The sequence below is a fragment of the Ruminococcus intestinalis genome (assembly GCF_014288065.1).
In the GTDB taxonomy this organism is placed as follows: Bacteria; Bacillota; Clostridia; order Oscillospirales; family Acutalibacteraceae; genus Ruminococcoides; species Ruminococcoides intestinale_A.
The window spans coordinates 344,870-369,043 of the sequence record NZ_JACOPS010000002.1; the positions used below are offsets into that span (position 1 = coordinate 344,870).

At 39.5% G+C, this 24,174-nt stretch carries 22 protein-coding genes; 2 read left to right on the forward strand and 20 right to left on the reverse strand.

What is annotated here, in order from left to right; all coding sequences use genetic code 11:
- Window positions 1-138 precede the first annotated feature (138 nt).
- The 12 genes from H8R91_RS05815 to H8R91_RS05870 all read right to left on the reverse strand — a co-directional run bounded on the left by H8R91_RS05815 (window position 139) and on the right by H8R91_RS05870 (window position 11,850).
- Window positions 139-699, reverse strand: coding sequence for a manganese efflux pump MntP (locus H8R91_RS05815; protein WP_186935241.1), 561 nt, complete (start codon window positions 697-699; stop codon window positions 139-141).
- Window positions 700-1,493: 794 nt separating this feature from the next.
- Window positions 1,494-1,820: a rhodanese-like domain-containing protein gene (locus H8R91_RS05820; protein ID WP_186935242.1), complete on the reverse strand. Its 327-nt coding sequence runs from the start codon at window positions 1,818-1,820 to the stop codon at window positions 1,494-1,496.
- 6 nt (window positions 1,821-1,826) lie between these two features.
- Window positions 1,827-3,092: a phosphoribosylamine--glycine ligase gene (purD, locus tag H8R91_RS05825; RefSeq protein WP_022234220.1), complete on the reverse strand. Its 1,266-nt coding sequence runs from the start codon at window positions 3,090-3,092 to the stop codon at window positions 1,827-1,829.
- 16 nt (window positions 3,093-3,108) lie between these two features.
- Window positions 3,109-4,284 (reverse strand): phosphoribosylaminoimidazolecarboxamide formyltransferase, encoded by a 1,176-nt coding sequence (locus H8R91_RS05830; RefSeq protein ID WP_022234219.1) that lies wholly within the window; start codon window positions 4,282-4,284, stop codon window positions 3,109-3,111.
- Between the two features lie 25 nt (window positions 4,285-4,309).
- Window positions 4,310-5,026: an IMP cyclohydrolase gene (locus tag H8R91_RS05835; RefSeq protein WP_022234218.1), complete on the reverse strand. Its 717-nt coding sequence runs from the start codon at window positions 5,024-5,026 to the stop codon at window positions 4,310-4,312.
- A gap of 14 nt (window positions 5,027-5,040) precedes the next feature.
- Complete coding sequence (purN, locus tag H8R91_RS05840) at window positions 5,041-5,667, reverse strand: phosphoribosylglycinamide formyltransferase (RefSeq protein WP_186935243.1); 627 nt, start codon at window positions 5,665-5,667, stop codon at window positions 5,041-5,043.
- A complete protein-coding gene (gene purM / locus H8R91_RS05845) occupies window positions 5,667-6,701 on the reverse strand; it encodes a phosphoribosylformylglycinamidine cyclo-ligase (RefSeq protein ID WP_022234216.1) in 1,035 nt (344 codons plus the stop codon). Before purM ends, purN begins: the two co-directional genes overlap by 1 nt.
- 16 nt (window positions 6,702-6,717) lie before the next feature.
- A complete protein-coding gene (gene purF / locus H8R91_RS05850; protein WP_178587339.1) occupies window positions 6,718-8,169 on the reverse strand; it encodes an amidophosphoribosyltransferase in 1,452 nt (483 codons plus the stop codon).
- On the reverse strand, window positions 8,166-8,663 hold the full coding sequence (gene purE / locus H8R91_RS05855; RefSeq protein WP_186935244.1) for a 5-(carboxyamino)imidazole ribonucleotide mutase: 498 nt from the start codon (window positions 8,661-8,663) through the stop codon (window positions 8,166-8,168). The genes purF and purE overlap by 4 nt, the downstream gene beginning before the upstream one ends.
- Window positions 8,664-8,996: 333 nt before the next feature.
- Window positions 8,997-10,391 (reverse strand): putative ABC transporter permease, encoded by a 1,395-nt coding sequence (locus tag H8R91_RS05860; RefSeq protein ID WP_186935245.1) that lies wholly within the window; start codon window positions 10,389-10,391, stop codon window positions 8,997-8,999.
- 85 nt (window positions 10,392-10,476) lie between these two features.
- The gene (locus tag H8R91_RS05865) at window positions 10,477-11,382 is read right to left on the reverse strand and encodes an SPFH domain-containing protein (RefSeq protein ID WP_186935246.1); all 906 of its coding nucleotides are present in this window, start codon (window positions 11,380-11,382) and stop codon (window positions 10,477-10,479) included.
- A gap of 21 nt (window positions 11,383-11,403) precedes the next feature.
- Complete coding sequence (locus tag H8R91_RS05870; RefSeq protein WP_117705451.1) at window positions 11,404-11,850, reverse strand: NfeD family protein; 447 nt, start codon at window positions 11,848-11,850, stop codon at window positions 11,404-11,406.
- 345 nt (window positions 11,851-12,195) lie between these two features.
- On the opposite strand from H8R91_RS05870, the gene H8R91_RS05875 reads away from it, so the two are divergent.
- The gene (locus tag H8R91_RS05875) at window positions 12,196-12,789 is read left to right on the forward strand and encodes a DUF4364 family protein (protein WP_186935247.1); all 594 of its coding nucleotides are present in this window, start codon (window positions 12,196-12,198) and stop codon (window positions 12,787-12,789) included.
- Window positions 12,790-12,914: 125 nt separating this feature from the next.
- Here H8R91_RS05875 and H8R91_RS05880 read toward each other — a convergent pair whose 3' ends face one another.
- Entirely contained in the window at window positions 12,915-14,351 is a 1,437-nt protein-coding gene (locus tag H8R91_RS05880; protein WP_186935248.1) for a hypothetical protein, read from the reverse strand.
- Window positions 14,352-14,507: 156 nt separating this feature from the next.
- Between H8R91_RS05880 and H8R91_RS05885 the strand changes: the two genes are divergently transcribed.
- Entirely contained in the window at window positions 14,508-14,867 is a 360-nt protein-coding gene (locus H8R91_RS05885; RefSeq protein WP_117705458.1) for a helix-turn-helix domain-containing protein, read from the forward strand.
- 99 nt (window positions 14,868-14,966) lie between these two features.
- On the opposite strand, the gene H8R91_RS05890 is transcribed toward H8R91_RS05885, so the two are convergent.
- The 7 genes from H8R91_RS05890 to pyrE form a co-directional block, all read right to left on the reverse strand.
- The gene (locus H8R91_RS05890) at window positions 14,967-15,227 is read right to left on the reverse strand and encodes a pro-sigmaK processing inhibitor BofA family protein (protein ID WP_186935249.1); all 261 of its coding nucleotides are present in this window, start codon (window positions 15,225-15,227) and stop codon (window positions 14,967-14,969) included.
- A 541-nt stretch (window positions 15,228-15,768) separates the two neighbouring features.
- Window positions 15,769-16,026, reverse strand: a complete 258-nt coding sequence (gene secG, locus H8R91_RS05895; RefSeq protein WP_022234208.1) for a preprotein translocase subunit SecG — start codon at window positions 16,024-16,026, stop codon at window positions 15,769-15,771.
- A 151-nt stretch (window positions 16,027-16,177) separates the two neighbouring features.
- Entirely contained in the window at window positions 16,178-18,415 is a 2,238-nt protein-coding gene (locus H8R91_RS05900) for a DNA gyrase subunit A (RefSeq protein ID WP_186935250.1), read from the reverse strand.
- Window positions 18,416-18,431: 16 nt separating this feature from the next.
- Window positions 18,432-20,417 (reverse strand): DNA gyrase/topoisomerase IV subunit B, encoded by a 1,986-nt coding sequence (locus H8R91_RS05905; protein WP_186935251.1) that lies wholly within the window; start codon window positions 20,415-20,417, stop codon window positions 18,432-18,434.
- Window positions 20,418-20,428: 11 nt separating this feature from the next.
- The gene (gene uvrB / locus H8R91_RS05910) at window positions 20,429-22,387 is read right to left on the reverse strand and encodes an excinuclease ABC subunit UvrB (RefSeq protein ID WP_186935252.1); all 1,959 of its coding nucleotides are present in this window, start codon (window positions 22,385-22,387) and stop codon (window positions 20,429-20,431) included.
- Window positions 22,388-22,401: 14 nt separating this feature from the next.
- Window positions 22,402-23,091, reverse strand: coding sequence for a JAB domain-containing protein (locus H8R91_RS12410; protein WP_186935253.1), 690 nt, complete (start codon window positions 23,089-23,091; stop codon window positions 22,402-22,404).
- 34 nt (window positions 23,092-23,125) lie between these two features.
- Window positions 23,126-23,803: an orotate phosphoribosyltransferase gene (pyrE, locus tag H8R91_RS05920; protein ID WP_186935254.1), complete on the reverse strand. Its 678-nt coding sequence runs from the start codon at window positions 23,801-23,803 to the stop codon at window positions 23,126-23,128.
- Window positions 23,804-24,174 lie beyond the last annotated feature (371 nt).

Sequence of the window (24,174 nt, forward strand, 5' to 3'; positions counted from 1 at the left end):
CTGCACTCCTGTCCTTTTTAATTAAGTAACCAAGCAAAGCCTAACTTTGCTTTACAGATAATTATACTATAATTTATATCAAAAGTAAAGGGCGATAACCGATTACAAATGACTTTTTTCTAAAAAAATTTTGTATTTTTATCCTAATACGCCAATGCCCTCGAGCAATATTTTTATACCGATAAGCACAAGCACAATACCGCCGAACAATTCCGCCTTTGATTTATACTTTGTACCAAATAAACTGCCTATTTTTACACCTACGGCAGAAAATATAAATGTTATCACACCGATAAACGACACAGCGGGAACAATCTGAACCTGCAAGAAAGCAAAAGTTACACCGACAGCCAAAGCGTCAATACTTGTCGCAATTGCAAGCAAAAGCATTGATTTTACATCCATTGAAGAATCGACTTTTTCGTCTTTGCCAAAAGACTCTTTTATCATATTTCCGCCGATAATCGCAAGGAGAACAAAAGCAACCCAATGGTCGTACTTTTCAATCATCTCTGCAAAACAGCTGCCTAAAAAATAACCGATAAGCGGCATAAGTGCCTGAAATCCACCGAACCATGCACCTGCAATGCACATATGTTTAGGCTTAATTTTACCGAGCGAAAGGCCCTTACACACAGACACAGCAAAAGCGTCCATTGATAAGCCCACCGCAAGGATAAAAAGATCCAATATGCTCATACCAAATCCTCCAAAAAACATTTCATATAAATTTATGCGCTTTTCATATGCAATATTAAAACGGTTCTATTATAAATGTTGGGTTAGTTTTATAAATTGTGGTTTAGCAAATTGATTTGCCAATTAATTATAAAAGTTTGGTCGACCTTTTCAAAGGTCGTGGGTGTGGGCAAAGCCCACAAATACTTTCCGTTTATGCAATCTAATGATAGCCAAACAGCTCGCTGTTTGGCGGCTTGAACACAACGGCGTTAGCCTTTAAAAGTGCGATAGCAACAAGAAAGCCATTCGATATATAATGAAAAGTTAATCATTTCTTTTATAAAAGGCTGTCGCCTGTTTTTCAAACTATGTGCAAGCACGCAAACAGCGTGGCTGTTTGCGCCTGATAAATTGTTGTGTCGGAAGATTTTATGGGCGCTGCCCAAACCCGCAATTTTTGAAAAAATTGAGTAAACTTTTTTTGCTTTTGGGAGGATAATTTAGCGTTAGCTAAATTTCAATCCCCGACCGACACTCCGCTAAACCATAATTTACCCCCGTTTCTGACAAAGAACCCCATTAAAAAGTCAAAAAGACTCGCAGACAACCTTTTGCAAATGCCAACAACTTAAATATTATAAATTAAGTTATTAAATTAAAAACATTTCCTTTGTGCTGTCTGTGAGTCTCATCATTTAAAATATTACCGGGTGAAATTCACCAGTATGTCGATAATACTATACGCAAAAATGCGTACCGATTACTCCCTCTTAACATTAAAATCAGGAATATTTATACAATAAATTGTAATTTTAAAGTCCCATAATCAAGCCGTAAGGCCAGGCAATCAGTCCACCTATATCATAAATATCTGTGTAGCCGAGTCTGCAGAGAGCTTCTGCCGCCATTCTGCTGCGACTGCCTGTTCTGCAATAAACCACAAGCATAGTATCCTTACTCGGTATAACTTCTTTTGCCGATTCGGCGGTAATATCATCAACAGGAAAAAGCACTGCGTCTTTCACATGTCCCGTTGCATACTCCTCTTCCTCACGCACATCAAGAATTATACAATTCGGATTTTCGTCTATGAGTTTTTTTGCATCCTCAAAGTTGTTTACAGTATGAATTATACACATTAATAATCACTTAGTTTTTCCAATATCGTGGCGGAAGTGCATACCCTCAAAGCTGATTTTATCAACCGCAGCATATGCTTTTGCAAGTGCCTCATCAAGTGTAGGAGCAGTTGCAGTCACACCGAGAACTCGACCGCCGTTGGTGTAGAATTTACCGTTTTCATACTTTGTACCTGCATGATAAACAGTAGCGCCCTCTACCTGACCGTTTTCGTCCATACCGAACATTTCAATGCCCTTTTTATATGCAACAGGATAGCCGCCGCTTGCCATAACTACGCAGGCAGCCGCACCGTTGTCCCATTCAATGTCGAGGTCAGCAAGTTTTTCGTCAATAACTGCCTCGCAAATATCGACAAGGTCGGTTTTAAGCCTTGGAAGAACTACCTGTGCCTCAGGGTCACCGAAACGAGCGTTATACTCAATTACCTTAGGGCCGTTCGGAGTAATCATAAGTCCGAAATAAAGACAACCCTTGAAAGGTCTGCCCTCTGCTACCATAGCGTTGATTGTAGGAATAAAGATTGTGTCCATACATTCCTTTGCAATCTCGTCTGTATAGTAAGGATTCGGGCTGATTGTACCCATACCGCCTGTGTTAAGTCCCTCATCATTATCGTAAGCTCTCTTGTGGTCTTTTGAACTTACCATAGGCTTTACGCACTTGCCGTCTGTAAATGCAAGTACAGAAACCTCCGGACCTGTCAAAAATTCTTCAATAACAATTCTGTTGCCGGATTCGCCAAACTGCTTATCTTCCATAATAGACTTAACGGCATCAACAGCCTCGTCAACAGTCTGTGCAATAATAACACCCTTACCGAGTGCAAGACCGTCAGCCTTGACTACGATAGGAGCAGTATTCTCTGCCTTTAAATATTCAATAGCATTTTCTGCGTTATCAAAGGTTTCGTATTTAGCGGTAGGAATACCGTACTTTTTCATTAAATCCTTTGAAAATACCTTTGATGCCTCAATTACAGCCGCATTTGCATTAGGGCCGAAAGCTCTGATACCGGCAGCCTGAAAAGCGTCAACAAGACCTGCCGCAAGCGGATCATCCGGAGCTACAAAAGCAAGGTCAATATTCTTTTCTTTTGCGAAAGCGACAAGTGCCTCTTTATCCATAACACCGATATTTACGGTTTCGGCATCTCTTGAAATACCGCCGTTACCGGGGGCGCAGTAAAGTTTTGTGCACTTTGGGCTTTCAAGAAGTTTTTTGATAAGTGCGTGCTCTCTTCCGCCTGAACCAATCATTAAAATATTCATATCTTCACCCCGCAGATTAATGGTGGAAAAGTCTGATGCCTGTAAATGACATAGTCATTCCGTACTTATTGCAGGTATCAATTACATTGTCATCTCTGATTGAACCGCCGGGCTGTGCAACATACTGTACGCCCGAACGCTTGGCTCTTTCAATGTTGTCGCCGAATGGGAAAAATGCGTCTGAACCGAGTGAAACGCCGCTGAATGTTGCGAGCCACTCTTTCTTCTCTTCTCGTGTAAGAGGCTCCGGCTTAGTTTTAAAGAACTGCTCCCAAACGCCGTCTGCAAGTACATCCTCATAATCATCGGAAATGTAAACATCAATAGTGTTATCTCTGTCAGGTCTGCGGATATTGTCAACAAACGGGAGGTTAAGAACCTTCGGATGCTGTCTTAAGAACCAAATGTCAGCCTTGTTGCCTGCAAGACGGGTGCAGTGAATTCTTGACTGCTGACCTGCGCCGACACCGATAGCCTGACCGCCCTTTGCATAGCAAACAGAGTTTGACTGTGTATATTTGAGTGTGATAAGAGCAATAAGAAGATCACGCTTAGCCTCTTCCGTAAGCTCTTTGTTCTCTGTAACAATGTTCTGCATAAGCATAGCTTCGTCAATTTTAAGCTCGTTTCTGCCCTGCTCAAAAGTTACACCGAATACATCCTTATGCTCAATCGGAGCAGGAACATAGTTCGGGTCGATTTTTACAATGTTATATGTGCCTCTGCGCTTTGTCTTAAGCACTTCAAGAGCCTCTTCTGTATAATCCGGAGCGATAATACCGTCAGAAACTTCTCTCTGCAAAAGTTTAGCGGTCTGAACATCGCAAGTATCAGAAAGTGCAACCCAGTCACCGTATGATGACATTCTGTCTGCACCTCTTGCTGCCGCATATGCAGAGGCGATTGGTGAAAGCTCCAAATCGTCAACAAAATAAATTTTCTTTAATGTATCCGAAAGCTCGGTAGCTACCGCAGCACCCGCAGGGCTTACATGCTTGAAAGACGCAGCTGACGGCAAGCCTGTTGCCGCCTTAAGCTCACGCACAAGCTGCCATGAGTTGAATGCATCAAGAAAATTAATGTAACCCGGTTTGCCGTTGAGTACCTCAACAGGAAGTTCGCCCTCGTTCATATAAATTCTTGAAGGCTTCTGATTAGGGTTACAACCGTATTTAAGTGCAAGTTCCTTCATTGGAGTTCATCCTTTCATAATCAGATTATTTATTCTTATTAATAATTCTTGACTCTGCCGTATCTGAAGCAATGTCAATGTAACGAACAAAAAGTGATACCTTGTTGTCCTCGTCAAGTGCATTCCATACTTTTTCAGCAAAAGTATCAATGTCATCGTTGCCAATCTCTACAAGTGTAGGCTCACCCTCAAAACTTGGGAGTGGAGTGCCGTCACCCATATAAGTGTGAATATATCTGCCAAGGCCCTGTAAAGGTGTGGAATACATAAATGTATATCTCTGACAGCTGTCAGGAATACCGTCTGCACTCTTAAGGATTGACATAGCATATTCCATAACACCGCCGCTGCACTTTACAATACCCGAAATACGAGGTGTGTAGTTAGGACCGTCAGGCTCAAACTCTCTTGTACGGAGTGATTCCTCAAAAGTTTCACCCTCGTTCATAAGCTCATAAATTGTATCTGTCTGGTCACCGTTTGTAACGATTGTCTTGTTGTCAAGTTTTCTGACAGGTGAGTAAATGATAAGTGACGGATCAATAAGCTTTGATTCGTCAAAAGCCTGTGTCTTTATGCCGTCCTCGGTTTCAACGAAAATTCTGTTTCTGCTGTTTTCGCTTCTGCCCATAATAAAGTAAGCAATTACAGCCTTTGTGCCGTCAGCACTTCTGCCTATAACAATTCCTCTGCCCGGATAAGTAACAGAAGAGATTTCTTTTTCAAGTGAAATTGGTTTCATTGTTTACCTCCGAATTATTCGGCAATTACTGTAACATTGCCGTTTACCTTTATTTTATCTTCGCAGAAAAGTGAAACAGCCTTAGGAAGAATTTTCCATTCCGCCTGTTCCATAACTCTTTTCTGTAAAATTTCGGGTGTGTCGCCGTTTTGAATTTCAACAGCTTTCTGAATGATGATAGGACCGCCGTCACATACCTCATTTACAAAATGTGCTGTTGCACCTGTCACCTTTACTCCCCTTGCAAGAGCCTGCTCGTGAACCTTAAGTCCGTAAAAGCCCTCGCCGCAAAAAGACGGAATAAGTGACGGATGAATATTTATAATTCTGTTTTCAAACGCTCTGATTACACCTGTACCGAGGATTGTCATAAATCCCGCAAGCACAACCAAATCCGCATTTTTTGACTTTAAAAGCTCGGTTAATGCCTTATCGTATTCGTCAAGGCTTGCATAATCCTTTCTGCGGATTATATCGGTAGCAATATTGTGATTTTTGGCTCTCTCAAGTGCATAAGCATTCGGATTTGAAGAAATAACGCAGGTGATTTTACCGCCCTTTATCTCCCCTCTTTCAGATGCGTCTATAAGAGCCTGTAAATTAGTACCGCCACCGGATACAAGAACAATAATATTTTTCATTATTCAATTACAACTCCGTCATTGCCCTCTACTACTTCACCGATGATTACAGCATCCTCACCGTTTGCCTTGAGAACCTCAAGAGCCTTATCCGCATCGTTTTTGTCAACTGCAACGAGCATACCTACACCCATATTGAATGTATTAAACATATCGTGCTCTGAAATACCGCCGACTCTCTGAATAAGGTCAAAGATCGGAAGAACAGGAACTGCGCTCTTGTTAATCTTAGCAGAAAGACCGTCATTTAACATACGGGGAATATTCTCGTAGAAACCGCCGCCTGTAATGTGAGATACAGCCTTTACTTCAACTTCTTTCATAAGAGCAAAGAGTGGTTTTACATATATTTTTGTAGGAGTGAGGAGAGTTTCGCCTAAAGTTTTGTCAAGCTCAGGGTATGTATTATTGATTGTGTTTTCGTTAATATCAAAAACTTTTCTTACAAGTGAAAAACCGTTTGAGTGAACGCCCGAAGAACGGAGTGCAACCAAAACATCGCCTGCTTTAAGTTTTGAGCCGTCAATCATCTTCGGCTTGTCTGCAAGGCCTACGCAGAAACCTGCAACATCGTATTCGTCAACAGGCATAAGACCCGGATGCTCGGCTGTTTCGCCGCCGATAAGTGCACATTCTGACATAACACAGCCATCTGCAACACCCTTAACGATTTCCGCAACCTTTTCAGGATAGTTCTTTCCGATTGCAATATAGTCAAGGAAGAATAACGGCTTTGCACCGCAGCAAATTACATCGTTTACGCACATTGCAACTGCATCAATACCGATAGTATCGTGCTTATCCATAAGAAAAGCAAGTTTGATTTTTGTACCTACACCGTCAGTACCGCTGACAAGTACAGGCTCTGTCATACCGCTTACATTTGGGGCAAAAAGACCGCCAAAACCGCCGATACCCGAAACAACGCCGTCAATTTTTGTGCGTGCAACATGCTGTTTCATAAGTTCAACCGACTTATAACCTGCTGTTACATCAACACCTGCTGCCTTGTAGCTCTCTGAAAAACTCTTCATCTTCAATCACTCCAGATTATTTTTTATTAATTTTCTTTGCGAATTTATCAACAAATATAGTTCTCGGAATTTCCGCAGGATATTCTCCCGTAAAGCAACCGTTGCAAAATCCGACATCTGCACCCTCGGCAATTTGATTAAGACCCGAAACGCTGAGATAGCCAAGAGAATCCGCACCGATTTTATTGCATATCTCTTCTTGTGAAAACCTATTTGCAATAAGCGACTCCTTGTTGTGAATATCCATACCGAAATAGCACGGACATACAAAAGGCGGAGAGCTTATAAGCATATGAACCTCTTTTGCACCTGCGTCACGCAAAAGTTTTACAATATGATTTGCGGTTTCGCCACGCACAATAGAGTCATCTACAATAATAATTCTCTTACCGCTTACATTTGCCTTAAGGGCAGTAAGTCTTGTTTTGAGAAGTCTTTTCTTTTTATCTTTTCCCGTACCTACGGTTCTGCCAATGTATTTATTCTTAACAAAACCTGTACCGTACGGAATACCCGATGCCTTAGCATAGCCTTGTGCGGCAATAATTCCCGAATCGGGAACGCCGCATACCATATCGGCATCAATCGGATGTTCATTATAAAGCAGTTCACCTGCCTTAAATCTCGCATTATGAACACTTACACCGTCAATAACACTGTCGGGACGGGCAACATAAACATATTCAAAAATACACATAGATGTATTATATGCCTTAATTCTCGACTTGTAACTGTGAAAACCCGTTTCATCAATTACAACCATTTCTCCGGGCTCAACATCACGCAAAAATTCACCGCCAAGACTGTCAATTACACAGCTCTCGGAAGTAATAATATAGCTGTTGTTAAGTTTTCCGATGCAAAGCGGACGGAAGCCGTTTTTATCACGAAAGCCGATAAGTCTTGACGGACCGCAAAGGACTGCGGAATATGCGCCCTCAAGTTTATCCATAGCAAACAAAACCGCTGTTTCAAGGTCGTCCGTGGTACAGCGTTCGGTTGCGATTACATAAGACATAATCTCAACATTTGAGTTAGACTGAAAGATTGCGCCGCCATGCTCAAGCTGTTGGCGAATTTCGGCAAAATTAGTAATCGCACCGTTGCTTGCAATAGCAAGCGAACCGGCAATATATCTCATAACAAGGGGCTGATTTGCCGCTCTGTCAAGGCTTTCGTGCGCACTGTAACGCACATGACCGACTGCAATGTTTCCGTCGCCGAGTTTATCTATAGCCTTATCGTTAAAGACCTCTGACACCATACCGAATTCTTTTACGGTAGTAAAATTTTCATTGTTATTTACAGTAATGCCTGCACTTACCTGTCCCCTGTGTTGAAGTCCGTACAAGGCCTCACGGGTAAGGGAGGCTATATTAAAGTCATCACTGCTGTCTTTATAAACGCCGAACACACCGCATTCATCGTTTACCTTGTCTTTGTCATATATATCAACATACTTAATCAAAGTTCTGCCACCTTAAGCTGCATAGCCTCATCCTTTTTGGCTACGCCTTCTTCCATATCTGCTTTCATTTTCTCGAGCTTTTCTGCAAGACTGTCATCAGAAAGAGCGAGCATTTCAATCGCAAGAATAGCGGCATTTGCAGCGCCGTCAACAGCAACTGTTGCAACAGGAATACCTGTTGGCATCATAACTGTTGCAAGTAAAGCATCCATACCGTCAAAAGCGGCTGATTTGCAAGGAATACCGATTACAGGCAAAGTTGTTTTTGCTGCAAGCACACCTGCTAGATGAGCAGCCATACCCGCTGCGGCAATGATTACTCCAAAGCCGTTTTTCTTTGCGTTGCCTGAAAAATCAATAGCAGCGTCTGGAGTTCTGTGAGCACTCATAACATGCACTTCATATGGAACACCAAATTCCTTAAGCTTTGTGACAGCCTTTGAAACTACAGGGAAATCACTGTCAGAACCCATAATAATAGCAACCTTTTTCATCATTACACTCCTTAACTTTTAACGGCACCGTAAAAACGGTGGCAAAATTGTTTAGACAAAGTTTCTGCAAAGGCAAAAATTCATTGCCCTAAAATCACTTTAATTACCATTATATAAAAAATCAGAATAAAATGCAATATGTGACAGGAATTATTTTGAAATTCATAAGCTAATTTACAGTTTAAACGCAGTTTTGATTAAAAATTTTATAATTGATACAGAAGTCGATGTTTTTTAAACTTTCACAACAAACAATGCGCTAAACCATAAATCAACGGGCAGCAGATATATTTACCTGCTGCCCGAGTTGAACTCTGAATTTTCAATTCACTGCTAATTTTTTTCCGGTGCTTTCATATTCGGAAACAGAAATTCCATTTTCTCATCGTCAAAATGATAATCTATATACTGTATAAAAGCGTTATCCGTTTTGGGGTGTTCTGCCCTGTCCTGCCATCTGTAAACCGCCGCACAAGACATAAATGCATTAAATACCATAAATATTATGAGTACCGCCGTCATTACACCGCCTGCACGCTTTGGAATTTTCTCAATAAGTCTTGCCATCCACGGATAAACAAAGCGTACCCATACAAGTCCCAGAAATCCCCAGATAAGCGCATACATAAGGTTTGTTCGTCCGTTAAAATTCAGCGGAGTATCGCTGTAATCCCATGATACCGTACCAAAAACAGTTTCCTGAAACCATGAGCAAAAATACTCAAAGCTTGCACCAACCACTGCGCTGATTACAAAAATAAGCGTATCGTTAAGTTTATACAGCTTATAAAGCACAACAGTCAAAAAGCACGCTCCGCCGCCGTAAACGGGAATGAACGGTCCGTACACAAGTCCCACTCTCACCTGAAAATTACCGTCAATCATAAACGCCCATATTGTTTCGAGCACTGTACCGAAAAGCGAACCGATTACAAAAAGGTAAAACAACTTTGTAAAACAAAGTCCGAACGCAAAAGGGCGTTCTTCTTTATTCTCAAAAACAGCCGTATATTCGGTCATATTTTTATCCTTGACCTCGCCCACTTTATCTGAAATCATACCGAGATAAACGCTTGTTTTAAGGTCAGGAAATGCATTTGCAAGTCTTCTTCTTAAAATATTTTCCGTAAAAAGTCTGTTACAGTTTTCGCCTATAAGTTTTATTTTTTCCTCGTCTGCATCATCTCCGAGCAATTCTTCAATATTGCTTAAATATTTTATTCTGCGTTTTAATCTTATAACCGTAATCACAGAAAAAATATAGTCAAGCAAAATTATTGCAAGCAGAGCAAACAAAATTATATAGCTGACTGTAGTCGGAATAAGCATAACAAGTGCGTCGGATACGGGCATAAATACTTTTATAAAACCAAATCCGAAAAGTCCTGCCAACAAAGCATAAGGCAAAGATATATAACTGCCGATGCTAAGTTTTGACTGCGAATAATCCCATACTTTAAATCCAAGGATTTTTTCAAACAAAAATCCCGAAAGAACTATTACGGCGGTTGTAAGCGCAATCGAAGCAGCAAGCAAAAGCCACGGATAATTTGCAAGCGGAGTCAAAACCACTCTGCAAATAACAGCCGTAAGTCCGTACATAGGGAAAAACGGAGAAGTCAGAAAGCCGTTATTTTTAAACCTTTTATATACCGCAAGGTTTCGTATAACATTACCGACCCAGCCTAAAAACGAAAATATAACAAATGTCCAAAGAATAAGAACCATTAATTCACTTCCTATAAAAAAGCACCTAAGGGTGCAGATAAAAACTGCACCCTTATGCCATATTTTGATTTAGAATTATACTGTATTACTTCTTTGCAGGCTCATCTTTCCAGATTTCCTTAATTGCGGCAACATTTCCTGCAATTGACTGAAGCTCCGACGGAATAATAATCTTTGTAGCCTTACCGTCAGCTGCCTTTGCAAACGCCTCGAGAGATTTAAGCTGAATGATTCTGTCTGTAGGAGCAGCCTCATTGAGCATACGAAGAGCGTCGGCATTAGCTCTCTGTACTGTAAGAATAGCCTCTGCCTCACCGGCAGCCTCTCTGATTTTCTGTTCCTTAACAGCGTCAGCTTTTAGAATAGCAGACTCTTTAAGACCTTCCGCAATAAGAATCTGACTGCGCTTTTCACCTTCGGCGTCAAGAATCTTAGCTCTTCTTTCACGCTCTGCCTTCATCTGCTTTTCCATTGCGTCCTGAATTTCACGAGGCGGAAGAATGTTCTTAAGCTCAACACGCTTTACTCTGATACCCCATGCGTCTGTAGCCTCATCAAGGATAATTCTGATTTTATCGTTGATAGTGTCACGGGAAGTAAGTGTGCTGTCGAGTTCGAGTTCACCGATTATGTTACGAAGTGTGGTTGCCGTAAGATTTTCAATAGCGTTAAGCGGACGCTCAACACCGTAGCTGTAAAGCTTAGGGTCTGTAATTTCAAAATAAACTACGGTATCAATCTGCATAGTAACATTATCTCTTGTTATAACAGGCTGAGGCGGGAAGTCAACTACCTGCTCTTTTAAAGATACTTTTCTTGAAACTTTGTCGATAAAAGGAATTTTTACATGCAAGCCCGTACCCCAAGTTGAGTGATAAGCACCGAGTCTTTCAACTACATAAGCGTGCGCCTGCGGTACGATTTTAACATTGCTGATTATAGCAATTAAAATGATTAATAAAATAATTGCAATTACAATTAACGGTCCCATTCTGATTTCTCCATTCAATAATTATTCTCCCTGCCAAGGTTCAACTATCATTTTTACACCCTCAATGGCAAGGATTTTGACTTTGTCGTCTTTCTTTACAGGTGTAGGATTTTTTAGCTTTGCGGTCCAGACTTCACCGCTCACCTTTACCTGACCTACTGCTTCCAAAGTGTCAATATCGGTAAGCATTACACCTGTTTGCCCAATAAATCTGTCGGAATTTGTTTTTACCTCCTTATGACCTTTTTTATACTTATCCACAAGCGGTTTTGTAGCAATGAGCGTACCGCAGGTAACTACGATAAACACTATAACCTGAACAAGCACAGACGAAGTAATAAGAGAGGATACGGCAGCGCAAAGTGCACCTACGACAAACCATATTGAAACAAGCTGATTTGTTGCGGCCTCGCCCACAGCCATAACCACTGCAATACCAATCCAGACAAAAGGCATATACTCTTCCATATTCACATCTCCTTTCACAACAACATTCTACCATAAGAACAATATACAGTCAATTATTTTTTCAAATTATACTATAATTTTTAAAATATTTTTAACATTTAGGTTACTATATTATTAAAATATTTTTATTTGCGAAATTTTATGTGTGTTTATTTATAATATTTTCTCCATATCGGCAATTTTTTAAATATGAAAATTCAGCCTTAATTACTGTTAAATTAAAACATAATTAACCGCAAAAGCAATACATATCGGAATATTTTTTCGGTTATTATAAAATTTCTCTACACATTTATATTTTTATATGATATAATTAAATAAATTAAACTGAAATTAGGTGAAACTATGGCTTTTGATACATTTGACGAGGGTATTGTCCCGGGCGGAATGAGGAGCAAATACGAAATTCGTATTCTTATATGCTATCTTTTAAATTCAATTAAAGAACCCGTCAGCAAAGAAATTATTGTTGACTCAATATGTGAGGAAAGCCTTGCAAATTACTTTGAAACAAGTTCATGCTTTGACGATCTTATTGAAAAAGGAAATATAATTGAAGAAGGCTCCGACGGAGATATAAAGACATATACCGTCAGCAAAAACGGAGTTATGATTGCAAATCAGCTCGACACCATACTTGCCTACACCGTAAAAGAAAAAGCGTATGACTGCGCAATAAACCTGCTTGCGCAAAAGAAAAAAGAGCGTGAAAACAGCGTAGAAATCGTTAAAACCGATATGGGTTACAATGTAAACTGCAAAATTTCGGGCGGAAATCTTGATTTGCTGAGTTTTTCGATTTTTGCTCCGGATATGTCGCAGGCACAAATAATCAAAAAGAATTTTTACGAAAACCCAACAACTTTTTATAAAGTAATACTCGCCATGCTCACACAAAACAAAGAAAGCGTAGGCGAAGCACTCGAAAGTCTTTTATGATTATAAAAGCAATTGATAAGATTAATATTAAGAAACAAGATACCGACTTGCAATTTTAATGCGAGTCGGTATTTTTATATATAGAATATATTTGTTTTTTACAATTGATTTTTGCTTAAATAGCCTCATTCTGCTATTACTTTGTAAACCTTGTAACTTTCATTTTTTAATTGTTTGAACATACCCTTTCCGATTGGAGAAATATATTTATCTTCAATTGTATAAGCTACATTTCCGGATAAATCTAAAATTTCCGTTTTTACCTTTTCATCATTATTTTTTAAATTATAAACAACCTCAAATAAACCGTTCTGATCTACCGAATAAAATCTGCTTATTTCATAATTATCGGCAGAGTTTGTGTAAAAATTTTTTCCTTTGTTATCAATTAAATTATAAACTCCGTTATTATCCTTTGTAATACAATATCCGTTTACAAAACCACACGGAAAAAGCTCTCCTCTTAACGCTGCATCTGTTATTATATTACCGTCAGTATCCGTAACAATTTCTCTATTTTTAATATATGTTTTATCATTATATTGTGCAACTACTCGTCCATCGCCTAAATTGTACTCTGGTATTTCTAAATTTACATCAAAAACTTTCCCGTTTTTATCAATCAAAACAACTTTGTCGTTCTCATCTAACGCAACTGTATACTTGTTTATATTTTTTTCAAAATCAATTTGTCCCCAATATTTAAAATAATCATCACTTGCGTAACCGGCAAAATTAATAATTTTTTTGTAATTAAAATCTGTAACAGTTTTATTGTTATAATCAATAAGTCCATATTTTTCGCCTTTTTTTGCTATAATTAATTTTGGTGACGCAAGATAAAGTTCATCATATTCAGCAGGTATAATTTCATTTAAATCTAAATCTAATGCGCCATATTTATATAAATTTTCTTCATTTTTACCGAAAATAATTACACCGTTATCTATTTTAGGTGAACTGTATTCTGAATCTATGTATTTTAATTCTTTTGTTTTCAAATTGTATAAGGCAAATTTCTCCTCACTACGAATCGGAGTATCGAATTTAATTATAATACAATCACCGTATATTCCACATATTTGTCCGCTTTTTCCATATCCCTCATTAAGTGAGATATTAGAAAGATTGGCAACCATATTACCTTCCAAATCAAATATAACATTGTATGCACAAAAATTTGAGGTGGAATTATAATTTGAATACATAACATTCACAACCAAATATTCTCCATTCTCATATATCTCAGATATTCTAAAATTACTGTCCGACATTGAATATCCGCTTGAGGTTGCCGCCTCATCTAGCGAAATTTCTTCAAATTTATACTTTTGATTTTTCTGCAGAATCGGTGCAACATAGTTTGTATTCTCATAATTTGGTTCTGTTGCAGGTTGTGTTGTAATCTGTGCTGCCATAGCCTCTGTTGTCACGGTTTGTTGTGACGAATTCGCACTATTTTCTGACTGTGAAGTGTCTGATTGATTTTCACTGTTATTACAGGCACACAAGACCGAAGTCAGCATAGCCGCAATCAAAATGCCTGAAATAAATTTTTTCATAAAATATTCCTCCTCATAAAGCTCAAACTGTTTTCTAAAAGTAAACTTTAAAGATTAAAAATTTTCGTTTTGTTAACAATTGTATTATACAGTTTTCGATTACAAAACGCAAGTGTTTTAAAATATTTTTATCAAAAACTTTTTGAGGTGAATTATATGTTTGACTTTGGTTTAAGAATAAGACAATTACGAGAATCAAGAAATATGTCACAAGAAGAGTTGGGCAGACGAGTCGGAAGAAGCAAGCCTGTCATAAGCAATTATGAAAACAACATCAAATTTCCTCCGCTCGAAGTTTTAATCTCAATTTCAAATGTGTTCAATGTTTCTCTCGACTACTTGGTTGGCATAGAAAAGAAAGATGCACTCTACATTAACAACCTAAACGAAACGCAGTCAAATATAATGAAACTGCTCTATGAAGAATTTAGCGACTGCAACCTTAAAGGCAAAGAATTGTCAAACAGACAGCAAAAAATACTAAGTATGCTTTTAGTCGAATTTTTAAATTCATAAGTCACCGCAACAGTGGCTTATTTTTATATATTGCAGAAAAAGCCTTGCTAATTGATTTTGCAAGGCTTTTGAAAGATAATAAAATAAACAGAAATTAATTTAAAAAAACAAATTCAGTCCAAGCATCAGCGTTACTCCGGGAACTCCGCCAAATGCGGCACAACACACCGACACAAGGCTTACAGGCAGGTACACACCTGTAAAAGAGCCTGTCAGATTTACCGCAATCAGCGTTAAAATTCCTATAGCCATTGAAAGCAGACTTCTTTTAAACGGATGTCTGCTTTTACTTATGTAATGAGCAAATGCAAACAACAAAAATGCACCGAAAAACATTAATCCTATTCCCCACAAAGGCATAATTAACAGCTCCTTTAGCATAAACAACACTGTAAAACAGAGTCTTTTATATATGTAGGATAAATTGGTTTTGCTCTAAATGTTAGGCAAAATAATTTAAAAATTTAGGTCAAGCCTTTTTAAAGGCTTGCGGGTTTGGGCAGCGCCCATAAAAATCTTCCGATATAACAATTTATCAGGCGCAAACAGCCACGCTGTTTGCGTGCTAAAACTAAGTTTGTTAAAACAGGCGACAGCCTTTTATAAAAGAAATAATTAACTTTTCATTATATATCGATTGGCTTTCTTATTGCTGTCGCATTTAAGGGCTTTCGCCCATTCGTTCAAGCCGCCAAACAGCAAACTGTTTGGCTATCGTTAGATTGTATAAACGGAAAATATTTGTGGGCTTTGCCCACACCCACGACCTTTGAAAAGGTCGACCAAACTTTTGTAATTAATTTGCAAATCAATTTGCTAAACCATAAAAACAAAAATAGACCGCAGGACTAACCTACGGTCTATAATTATGTTTGAAATTTTAAAAATATTACAAGCTTAATCAGAAACTTTTTCCGACAAAATAAGCAAGTACATTAAGTGCAATTACGATAATTACGAAAATTGCTGCAAAAAACTTTGTAAAACGAGCAAGCTTTGCATCAATCGAGCGAGCCTTATTTTTTGAGAAATAAGAGTCAGCAGCACCGGAAACAACACCGATACCCTGCTGGTTGCCCTGCTGAAGAATAATTACGATGATAATTGCAATGGCTGCTACGATAAGCACTGAACCAAGAACAATACCCCAAACGCCCATATTATACCGTTCCTTTCTGTAATATAAATGTATAATAAGTTCCAAATACAAAAACTAACTAATTTATATTAACATAAAATTATAGATTTTGCAAGATTTTTTTGAAAAAAATTAAATTTTTTCGGTATATTTCCAAAGGTGAAATATACAGTTAAATCAGCGTAAGCTGTTCGTCGGTTGAATCTTCATTTGCAGGCATAGCGCCGAGAGTAGGAAGTGTTTTCGTTCTGTATCTCTGCGGCTTTGCAAATGTTCCCTCAACATACTCCGAAATTTCAAACAGTCTGTGACCTTTTTTGAGTTTCATAACCGCCACGCCCTGTGTCGAACGGGTTGTTTTCAGATTAATTGCACCCGAATGAATAAGCAACATTCTGCCTGATGACGCTTTCAACAAAAATTCTTTATCCTCTGTAAAGAATACCATTCCCGCAAGCGGTGATTTATCGGAATAAGCGCCCGTAAGTTTTTTGCGGTTTGTCTTTGTTTGATAAGCCTCAAGCGGCACTTTTGCAAGTTTACCGTTCTCAAACGCAAACAACAGAATACCCTTATAATCCTTTGTTGCAACCATATATACAGCGTTTTCGCCCTCGTCCATACCCAACTTTGCCGGTACATACTCGCCGAGAGCGCTTGCCTTTGTATCGGTGAAATCCGCTGCCTTTGCTTTGTAAACCTGACATTTATCGGTAAAGAACAGCAATTCGCCGTTATTTGAAAATTCGCAGGTCTGGGCAATCTCATCGCCGTCCTTGAGCTTATGGTTGCTGCTCATTCTAAGCGACTGCGGAGTAATCTTCTTGAAATAGCCTTCCTTTGTAAAGAAAAGATTTACGGGGTAATCAGGAACATCGTCCTTTTCCTCCGTATAACTTACGATATCTTCGTAAATTATAATACTCTTTCGTGGCTGACCGTATTTTTCGGCAATCTCTTTGAGTTCCTTTACAATTATGGTTTTAATTCTTGTCTTGCTCTTGAGAATTTCGTCAAGTTCGGCAATTTCCTTTTCAAGTGCCTCAATTTCTGCCGTACGCTTTAAAATATATTCACGGTTCAGATGACGAAGTTTTATTTCTGCAACATACTCTGCCTGAACCTCGTCAATACCAAATCCAATCATAAGGTTTGGTACAACCTCTGCCTCTTCATCTGTTTCTCTTACAATTTTAACCGCTTTGTCAATATCAAGCAAAATAGCCTCAAGACCCTTTAAAAGGTGGAGCTTTTCGGCTTTTTTGTTTCTGTCAAAATATGTTCTTCGTCTTACACATTCAATTCTGAATGCAATCCATTCTTCAAGCAAAGCCTTAACACCGAGCACCCTCGGCACTCCGCCGATAAGTACATTAAAGTTGCAGGAGAATGAATCTTCAAGCGTTGTAAAACGGTAAAGTTTTGCCATAAGTCGGTCGGGATCAACACCGCGCTTAAGGTCAATTGTTATCTTAAGACCGTCAATACCCGTTTCATCTCGAACATCGGCAATATCCTTTATTTTTCCTGCTTTTACAAGGTCAATAATCTTTTCAATAATAACTTCGCAAGTGGTTGTGCTCGGAATTGAAAGTACATCAATACAGTTTGCCGATTTATCGTACTGGTACCTTGCCCTTAGTTTTATTCCGCCCTTACCCGTTTCATAAACCTGTCTTAAGGCGTTTTCGTCATAAATAATCTGACAGCCGCCGATAAAATCAGGTGCAGGCAATGTTTGCATAACATCGTGGTTCGGGTCACGAATAAGCGCCGCCGTGGTTTCGCAAATTTCTTTTAAATTGAAAGAACAGATATTTGACGCCATACCTACCGCAATACCTGTGTTTGTATTTACAAGTACAGACGGAAAAGCAACCGGCAAAAGTGACGGCTCTTTCATTGTATTATCGTAGTTATCAACAAAGTCTACGGTATCTTTATCTATATCACGAAAAAGCTCGTTACAGATTTTGTCAAGTTTTGCCTCTGTATATCTTGATGCCGCCCATGCCATATCACGGCTGTAGAATTTACCGAAGTTACCCTTTGAATCCACATAAGGATGTAAAAGTGCTTCGTAGCCTCTCGAAAGTCGCACCATAGTGTCATAAATTGCCAAATCGCCGTGCGGATTAAGTTTCATAGTTGCACCGACAATATTAGCGGATTTTGTTCTTGCACCGTTTAAAAGTCCCATTTTATACATTGTATAAAGCAGCTTTCTGTGCGACGGTTTAAATCCGTCAATCTCCGGAATAGCACGGGAAAGAATAACGCTCATTGCGTAAGGCATATAGTTTTCTCTGATTGTAGAGTCAATGTTCTGTTCTACAACTTCACCCGCACCGTTGATAACACCGTGTGTTTTCCCCGTTGCGGCAGGCTGTGTTCTTCTTCTTTTTGCCATAAATTCGCACCTCCCGTCAGCTTACATCAAGATTGTCAATGTACTCATTACCGTGAGCCACAATGTAATCTTTTCTGCCCTGAAGATTGTCACCGAGCAGAATATCAAAAATTTCCGCTGTTTTTTCAGCGTCTGTCGGCATAACCTTTATAAGTCTGCGAGTAGCAGGATTCATAGTTGTAAGGTTCATCATATCAGGCTCGTTTTCACCAAGACCTTTTGAACGCTGAATTGTGAATTTCTCTTTGCCGATTTCCGCAATAAACTTATCTTTCTCCGCCTCGTCATACGCAAAATACACATCATTTTTAGCTGTAATCTCATAAAGCGGTGATTCCGCAATAAAGACTTTTCCCTCGTTTATTAGCGTAGGAGTAAGTCTGTACAGCATTGTCAAAAGCAATGTTCTGATCTGAAATCCGTCAACATCGGCATCGGTACAGAGAATAACTTTATTCCAACGCAGTGCGTTAAGGTCAAATTCGCTCAAGTTTTTATTGGCCTTTGACTTTACCTCAACACCGCAGCCGAGCACTCTAAGCAAATCCGTAATTATTTCGCTCTTAAAAATTTTGTCATAATCAGCCTTAAGACAGTTAAGTATTTTACCTCTGATTGGCATAATCGCCTGAAAATCAGGGTTTCTTGCCTGCTTACAAGCACCGAGAGCAGAGTCACCCTCTACTATAAAAAGCTCTCTTTCCTCGGCATTTTTGCTACGGCAGTCAACAAACTTAGCTACACGGTTTGTCATATCAAGACTGCCCGAAAGCTTTTTCTTTATGTTAAGTCTTGTTTTTTCGGCATTCTCTCTGCTACGCTTGTTTACAAGTACCTGCTGTGCGATTTTGTCTGCCTCAAGCGGATTTTCGATAAAATAAACTTCAAGGCTCTGCTTTAAGAAAGCAGTCATTGCGTCCTGAATACCCTTGTTGGTAACTGACTTTTTAGTCTGGTTTTCATACGAAGATACGCTCGAAAACGAAGAAATTACACACACAAGGCAGTCTTCAATATCATCAAATTTTATCTTGCTTTCCGATTTATTGTATTTATTATTTGTCTTTAAGTAATTGTCTATCTGATAAAGAAAAGCAGTTCTCACCGCTTTATCAGGAGCACCGCCGTGCTCAAGCCAGCTTGAGTTGTGGTAATACTCGGTAAGTCTTGTCTGATTTGAAAAAGCAACCGCAACATCAATTTTACATTTATATTCCGGCTTATCGTCACGGTCACGGGTTTTTACCTCCGTTGTCCAATGCTGAACCGAAGTAAAACCGTTTTCGCCGATGACCTCCGCAACATGATCCTCAATACCGTTTACATAGCAATAAGTTGTGGTGTCAAAGCTCTTACCGTTCTGATTTCTGAACACAAATTCAACGCCCGCATTGACAATAGCCTGTCTTTTCATTATGTCAAGGAAATATTCAGGCTGAATGTCTATATCGGTAAATACCTCAAGGTCAGGTTTCCAACGGATTTTTGTACCTGTATCCTTTTTATTGTACGGCTCTTTTTTTAAGCCGCCGACATTCTCGCCCTTTTCAAAATGCAGGGTATAGCGTATGCCGCCACGGCGAATATCAACATCCATATATTCGGAGCTGTACTGTGTTGAGCAAAGTCCAAGACCGTTCATACCGAGCGAAAACTCATAGCTCTCGCCCTCGTTATTATTATATTTACCGCCTGCGTACATTTCGCAGAATACAAGCTTCCAGTTAAACTCATTTTCTTTTTCGTTAAAGTCAACGGGAATACCTCTGCCGTGGTCTTCTACCTCGATAGAACCGTCAGAAAACCTTGTTACGGTAATTTTTTTGCCGTAGCCCTCTCTTGCCTCGTCAATAGAGTTAGAAAGAATTTCAAAAACTGAATGTTGACAGCCGTCAATACCGTCAGAGCCAAAAATAACCGCAGGTCTTTTTCGTACTCTGTCTGCACCTTTAAGGGCAGAAATACTTGAATCACCGTATTCAACTGCTTTGGTTTTAGCCATTTAATCAATCCTCATTTATCGCCACGGAGCTTTTTGATTTTGTCACGCAGATATGCGGCGTGTTCAAATTCAAGCAGCTTTGCGGCAGCTTTCATTTCCTTAGTAAGGCTCTCGATGAGCTGTTGCTTTTGAGCCTTGTTCAGCTTTTTAGCCGATTTAAATTCATCATCTGTATGTGTAGAAATTTCAAGAATTTCACTGACTTTTTTAACAATAGTGGTTGGCGTAATGCCGTGTTCCTTGTTGTATGCCTGCTGAATTTTTCTTCTGCGTTCGGTTTCGGTAATCGCCTTGCGCATAGAATCGGTTACACTGTCGGCATACATTATTACAGTGCCCTCGCTGTTTCGTGCGGCACGGCCGCAAATCTGAATAAGTGAACGCTCACTGCGCAAAAATCCCTCTTTGTCGGCGTCAAGCACGGCAACCAGCGATACTTCCGGAATATCAAGACCCTCTCGCAAAAGGTTGATTCCGACAAGCACATCAAATTCGCCGAGGCGCAAATCTCTGACAATTTCCATACGCTCTACGGTGTCTATATCGTGGTGCATATAGCGCACCTTGATACCCATTGTTTCAAGGTATGCTGTCAAATCCTCCGCCATTTTCTTGGTAAGAGTGGTAATAAGCACTCTCTGCTTTTTGCTCACCCTTATATTAATTTCAGAAACCAAATCATCAAGCTGTCCCTCGGTAGGTCTTACCGAAATTTCAGGGTCAAGAAGTCCTGTAGGTCTGATAATCTGCTCTGCTATTGTCTGTGATTTTTCAAGTTCAAGGTCGCCCGGAGTTGCACTTACAAACACAACCTGATTTATTCTGTCGTAAAATTCGTCAAAATTAAGCGGTCTGTTGTCAAATGCAGACGGCAGGCGGAAACCGTAATCAATAAGATTTTTCTTTCGTGCATGGTCGCCTGCGTACATTCCTCTTACCTGCGGCAAAGTGACATGCGACTCATCAACAAACAACAGAAAATCCTTGGGAAAATAGTCAAGCAAAGTAAACGGCGAAGAACCGGGTTTTCTGCCCGACAAAATTCTCGAATAGTTCTCAATGCCCGTACAAAATCCGATTTCCTGCAGCATCTCCATATCATAGCGTGTGCGCTGTTCAATTCTCTGTGCCTCAAGCAATTTTCCGTTCTCACGAAAATACGCAAGTCTTTCTTCAAGTTCACGGTCAATTTCTTTGAGTGCGGTTGCCATTTTATCCTTAGAAACAATGTAGTGTGACGCAGGATAAATTGCCGCATGACGCAAAACCGCCTTTAGTTCTCCCGTAAGTGGGTTAATCTCGGATATACGGTCAATTTCATCGCCGAAAAATTCTACTCTTATTATAGAATCGTTAGATGCGGCAGGAAAAATTTCGACCACATCTCCCCTTACTCTGAACTTATTTCTTATAAAATTAACATCGTTGCGCTCATATTGCAGTTCAACGAGTTTTTTCACAAGGTCATCTCGGCTTTTTACCATACCGGGGCGTAAAGATATTACCATATTTCGGTAATCAATAGGGTCGCCCAAGCTGTAAATACAGGAAACCGAAGCAACTATAATTACATCTCGTCTTTCAGAAAGCGCAAGAGTAGCGCTGTGCCTGAGTTTGTCTATTTCGTCATTTACAGCGCTGTCCTTTTCTATATAAGTATCCGTGTTGGCAATGTATGCCTCCGGCTGATAGTAATCGTAATAAGACACAAAGTATTCTACCGCATTATCGGGGAAAAACTCCTTAAACTCGCTGCAAAGCTGTGCCGCAAGAGTTTTGTTGTGTGCAAGCACCAGGGTAGGTCTTTGCGTTCTTTCTATTATATTAGCCATAGTAAATGTTTTACCCGAACCCGTTACGCCGAGCAAAGTCTGCTCTCTGTTGCCCGACTCAATGCTGTTTACAAGCTCGTCAATCGCAGCAGGTTGGTCACCCGTAGGCTTATATTTAGATTTCAGTTTAAATTCCATAAAATCAAACCTTATTACAATAAAAAAATACTTCCCGACATTTCACTTTCACGCAGGGAAACATAGTCAAACTCCGTCACAATATAATGGTCAACAAGGCTTACTCCTATGCTATCAAGAGTTCGTCTTATGATTTTTGTAGAAGTCAGATCGCTTTGCGAGGGCAATGCCGAGCCGCTCGGATGATTGTGTCCTAAAAAAGCGGTCTTTGCGTTGTGCCTTAGCGCAAGGTCAACGATTTTCCTAAGCGGAACATCCGACGAACTTAGCGAACCTTTGGCAATAATGTCAAAGAAAATCATTCTGCCCTTTGCATCTCCGAGCATAAGCGCAACTGCCTCGTTTGTTCTGCCTATAAACTTATTTATAAACATTTCTCCGAGATGTTCAAGCTCGATGACATTATGATTTTCCGTTTTTGATTCTTTATACACTCTCGAAAACTCGGGCAGCATTTTCAGAAAAACCGCACAAGACTGCGAAAGTGAAAATTCACGCATAAGCTCGTCAACAGGTGCGTCGCACACACCCGCAACGGTTAAATACCTGTCGAGCAAACGGTGTGCAAGCGCATTTGTATCTTTTCGGGGAATGGCATAGAAAAGGCACATTTCAAGCACCTCGTGCGGCTCAAAGCCGTCAAATCCGTTTTCAAGAAACTTTTTGCGAACACGGTCACGGTGTCCTGTATGCTCATTTGCCACGCCATTCACCTCCGATTAAATTTCTGTTAAGTAATTATTCTTTTACACCGTACTGCTCATAGTATGCGTCAATTGCAGCCTTGAGCTTGTCGTCAATAATAACCTTGCCCTTGTATTCCTTATTGTAAAGGTGCTCAACAACCTCTGCCATGGTAACGATTGCAGTAGTCTTTAAGCCGTATTTCTCCTCGATTTCAGAGAGAGCACTCTTTGTACCCTTGCCTCTTTCCATTCTGTCAACAGAAACCACAAGACCGATAGGGTCAACATTGCCCTGCGCCTTGATAATCGGGAGAGTTTCCTCGATAGAAGTACCGGCTGTAGTAACATCTTCGATAATAACTACCTTGTCTCCGTCATTTATAGGACTGCCGAGTAAAATACCCTTATCTCCGTGGTCCTTAACCTCTTTACGGTTTGAGCAGTAGCGAATATCTGTATCGTACTTTTCGCTGATAGCAATAGCAGCGGCAACAGAAAGCGGAATACCCTTGTATGCAGGTCCGAAGAGAACATCAAAATCAAGACCGAATTTCTCTTTGATAGCCTCTGCATAGTAGCCGCCGAGCTTTCTAAGCTGTGCGCCTGTTCTGTAAAAGCCTGTGTTTACAAAGAAAGGTGTCTTTCTGCCGCTTTTTGTTACGAAATCGCCAAATTTAAGCACCTGGCAATCAACCATAAATTCAATAAATTCCTTTTTATAAGCGTCCATAGTAAAATCCTCCGATAAAAATACACAATTTAACATTTAACATCATACCACATATGTTCGGTTTTGTAAATGATAAAACGAAAATTTAACCGTTATTTAACCGTTAAAAAAATCCCTATATAAATAGTATAGAGAATTTTTACGAAAATCCGTGTTTAATATATAATTAAATTAAACTGTCTTTTAAGCAATATATCAACAAAATTATTAAAAAAGTTTTACAATCGGTACCTTTTTTTAACAAATCAAAGGCATTATAATTTTCAACAAATTAATAAAAAAAACGGCATAAAAACTATAAAAATGCACTTGCATTATTTTTACTTTCGGTGTACAATATTTGCTGTAATAATATTTTGCAAAATATTATA